3 protein-coding genes, 1 tRNA gene and 1 pseudogene are annotated in these 3,887 nt (G+C 46.5%); all 5 read left to right on the top strand.

Annotation, left to right across the window (positions count from 1 at the left end; genetic code table 11):
* Positions 1-469 precede the first annotated feature (469 nt).
* The 5 genes and pseudogenes from ACU52_RS14465 to ACU52_RS14445 all read left to right on the top strand — a co-directional run bounded on the left by ACU52_RS14465 (position 470) and on the right by ACU52_RS14445 (position 3,657).
* Positions 470-1,702, top strand: coding sequence for a sigma-54 interaction domain-containing protein (locus tag ACU52_RS14465; protein ID WP_053399315.1), 1,233 nt, complete (start codon positions 470-472; stop codon positions 1,700-1,702).
* 74 nt (positions 1,703-1,776) lie between these two features.
* Complete coding sequence (locus ACU52_RS14460; RefSeq protein WP_053399317.1) at positions 1,777-2,292, top strand: LptE family protein; 516 nt, start codon at positions 1,777-1,779, stop codon at positions 2,290-2,292.
* A gap of 18 nt (positions 2,293-2,310) precedes the next feature.
* Positions 2,311-3,068 (top strand): annotated as a pseudogene (locus ACU52_RS14455) (tetratricopeptide repeat protein).
* A 6-nt stretch (positions 3,069-3,074) separates the two neighbouring features.
* A complete protein-coding gene (gene secG / locus ACU52_RS14450; RefSeq protein ID WP_021853484.1) occupies positions 3,075-3,488 on the top strand; it encodes a preprotein translocase subunit SecG in 414 nt (137 codons plus the stop codon).
* Between the two features lie 92 nt (positions 3,489-3,580).
* Positions 3,581-3,657 (top strand) — tRNA-His (locus ACU52_RS14445).
* Positions 3,658-3,887: the final 230 nt, after the last annotated feature.

Below are 3,887 nucleotides of genomic sequence, written 5' to 3'. Positions count from 1 at the left end.
TACGTTCGCTATTGTTCCGGCGGATCTGCGCTCCGCCGGAATTAAATATAAAAACTGAAGGTCAGCGCAGCTAATTTCCTGATCCGCCAAAAATACCGCTGATTTACGAAGTGAATAATGAAAAATCCAATGATAATTTTGCATTAAAGATATAAGGCGATGTCAAATAGGAAGTAATCAGATTGAAAAATCTTTATACTCAATTCCGGCGGAGCACAGATCCGCCGGCACAATAGCAACGTAGTGCGTGTACTTCACCGATTATTGTCAATTGTATTACATTGAATAGAATCAACAAGGCATTTGACTCTAACTCCTAGCTCACCTTAGTGAGCGATAACTACTCTAACTCCTTTAACTACTCTAACTCCCGACAGTCCCCCTCAAAGCACGTGATATAACTAAAATTACATTAAAAATGCAATGCATCGGTGTTATATAAAATAAATTATGTAACTTTGCAGAATAAATGAACACTTCTGAATTACAGAAAGTAAAACAGCGTTATAATATCGTCGGCAACTGCGACGGATTAAACCGCGCCATCGATGTGGCCATGCAGGTCGCACCGATCGATCTCTCTGTACTCATCATCGGCGAAAGCGGTGTGGGTAAAGAGATTATTCCACGTATAATACACGACAACTCTCCGCGACGCCGCGAGAAATATTTTGCCATCAACTGCGGATCTATCCCCGAAGGCACGATAGACAGCGAACTGTTCGGCCATGAGAAAGGCTCATTCACCGGTGCCATCGGCGAGAGCGAAGGCTACTTCGGCGTTGCCAACAAGGGCACAATATTCCTCGACGAGGTTGGCGAGCTGCCAATGGCCACACAGGCACGACTGCTCCGCGTTCTCGAAACAGGCGAATACATACGCGTGGGAGGACAGAAGATAATGAAGACAGACGTCAGAATTGTCGCTGCCACCAACGTCAACATGCGCAAGGCCATCAGCGAAGGCCGTTTCCGCGAAGATCTGTATTACAGGCTCAACACCATTCCAATACAGATTCCGCCGCTGCGCGACCGCGGCGAAGACATTCTGCTGCTGTTCCGCCTCTTTGCCATGCAGATGGCCGAGAAATATCATCTGCCCAAAATAACCCTTTCTGACGAGGCCAAATATATAATGCTTAAATATAAGTGGCCCGGCAACGTAAGACAACTGAAGAACATCACAGAACAGATGTCTGTGTTAAGTCAGGAACGCGAAATAAGCGGTGAGGCAATACACAAGTTCATCCCTGAAGACGCCGAGAGCACACAGCTGGCAACAATAAGCTCGCCCGGAAGCCACTCTTATGAGAGCGAACGCGAGATTTTATATAAGATTCTTTATGAGCTCCGCGGCAACGTAAGCGACCTGCGCCGCGACATGAACAGTCTGCGCAAACAGCTCGACGCTGCACGCAGCGCCACGGTAGACACGTCAGCCTCTAACCTGCCGTCTATCATTACAGACCAGCCATCGGCAACCATCAGCTCACCCGCACGCACAGCGGCACCGACCGTACAAGACGCCGTGGCTGAAGAAATATCTGAGCCCGAAAGTCTTAATCTTGAAGACATAGGACGTCAGATGGTTGAAAAGGCTCTCGAACGCAATGGCGGCAACCGCAAGAAGGCGGCTCAGGAACTTGGCATTTCCGACAGAACATTATACAGAAGAATAAAGCAGTACGGACTGGAGAAATAATGTCCTACGGCCAACGATATGACAAGAAGCTCATATTAAGCAACAAACATTTACAAAGCGGCAACAAACAACTTATGCGAATCAATCATATAAAGACAGCACTATTAACCGTCATGATGCTACTGCTGGTGTCATGCAGCGTGTCATATAAGTTCAACGGAGCAAGTATCGACTACACCAAGACCAAGACAATACAGATAGCCGACTTCCCCATCCGCTCAAGCTACGTATGGGCTCCTATGGCCAGCATCTTCAACAACCAGCTTAAGGACGTGTTCGCCAACCACACACGCCTCATTCAGGTAAAGCGCAACGGCGACATGAAGATTGAAGGCGAGATAACGCAATATTCGCAGCGCAACAAGGCCGTAACGGCTGAAGGTACATCGGCACAGGCAGAGCTGTCGATGACGGTGAACGTAAGATTTACCAACAATGCCAACCACAGCGAGGACTTCGAAAAGCAGTTCACTGCCACGTCTACATTCGAGACTACACAGTCGCTAAACTCTGTTCAGGAAGAACTCGTAACACAGATGGTTGAAGACATCACAGATCAGATATTCAACGCAACAGTAGCAAACTGGTAACAAGCAGACCATATGAACATAGACCTCGAGCAGCTAATAAGGCATCCGGAACAGATGGACAAGGAAACGCTCTACGACTTGCGTTCCCTCCTTGCTCTGTATCCCTATTACCAGCCGGCCCGTTTGCTGTTACTGCAAAACCTGTATCTTCTTCACGACCCTTCGTTCGACGAGGAGCTGCGCCGCTCTGCCGTCTACATCACCGACCGCAAGGTGGTGTTCAATCTCGTGGAGGCTGCCCACTACAAGCTGCGCACCACACAGCAGGAGAAGAAGACTGAGAAAGACAATAAAAAAGAGGCAGAAGGCGGCAACAGAACCATATCGCTCATAGAGCAGTTCCTCGACACCATACCCGAAGACAAGAAGGAAGAGGAAAACAAGGAGCGCAAAAAGAAGCGCAAGCCCACACCTGCCGACGCAGCCATCGACTATGTGGCCTATCTGCTTGATACTGAAGGCGACACAGACGACACACAGCAGCCCGTCATGAAGGGACAAGACCTCATAGACAACTTCATCAACAACGAGAACGGAAAAATAGAACTGAAGGACGAGCCCGAGTATGTGCCTGAAATAGAGGACAACGACAAAAAAGAGGGCGACGAGAACTATTTTACCGAGACTTTGGCGCAAATTTACATAAAACAAGGCCGATATTCAAAGGCATTGGAAATTATTAAGCGTTTAAATTTGAATTATCCAAAAAAAATGCTTACTTTGCAGACCAAATCCGATTTTTGGAAAAACTGATAATAAATAATAAATATAAATAAAAGAAAATGTATACATTATTCGTAATCTTAATCGTGCTGGCAGCACTGCTCATGATAGGCATCGTGCTGATCCAGGAGTCTAAAGGAGGAGGACTTGCGTCAAACTTCTCATCATCAAACCAGATCATGGGTGTGCGCAAGACCACTGATTTCATTGAGAAAACAACATGGGGACTTGCAATAGCCATGGTTGTTCTCAGCGTTGTATGCGCTTATGTTGCTCCTAAGGCAACAACATCTGAGAGTGTTATCGAGAAGGCTGCAACAGAACAGCAGCAGACTAACCCGACAAACCTTCCCGGATTTGGCGCTAGCCAGACACAGAAGGCAGCTCCGGCTAAGGCTGGTAACAATGCTCAGAAAGCTGACCAAAAAGCAGCTCCTGCAGCGCCTCAGGCTCCTAAAACACCGGCAAATTAAACAAAAAGCAAAAAAAATACGGGATTTATTTGGTAGTTTAAAATAAATCCCGTACCTTTGCACTCGCTTTAAGACATTAAGCAACTAACACGGTGGATGTAGTTCAGTTGGTTAGAGCGTCAGATTGTGGTTCTGAATGTCGTGGGTTCGAGCCCCACCCTCCACCCCAAACGGAATTCCTAAACGGAGTTCCGTTTTTTTGTTATTAGAGGTTGAAGTAATTCATAATTGGATTAAACCGAACGACATTTCATAATTAGCTGCGCTGAACCACGTTTCACAATTAGCTAATGCTGAACTACGTTTCATAATTAGCAAACACAGAAATGGATTTCATAATTGGATTAAGCAAAACCACGTTGCATAAGCACTACGTTTGCTAATGTGCCGGCGGATCTT

Source organism: Xylanibacter rarus, assembly GCF_001275135.1.
Lineage (GTDB): Bacteria > Bacteroidota > Bacteroidia > Bacteroidales > Bacteroidaceae > Prevotella > Prevotella rara.
This window is presented reverse-complemented; position numbering and strand designations above follow the sequence as displayed.

Bases quoted from the DNA above. Each gene is read 5' to 3' on its own strand.
- ACU52_RS14465 (WP_053399315.1), top strand. From the start codon at position 470: ATGAACACTTCTGAATTACAGAAAGTAAAACAGCGTTATAATATCGTC.
- ACU52_RS14460 (WP_053399317.1), top strand. From the start codon at position 1,777: ATGCGAATCAATCATATAAAGACAGCACTATTAACCGTCATGATGCTA.
- secG (WP_021853484.1), top strand. From the start codon at position 3,075: ATGTATACATTATTCGTAATCTTAATCGTGCTGGCAGCACTGCTCATG.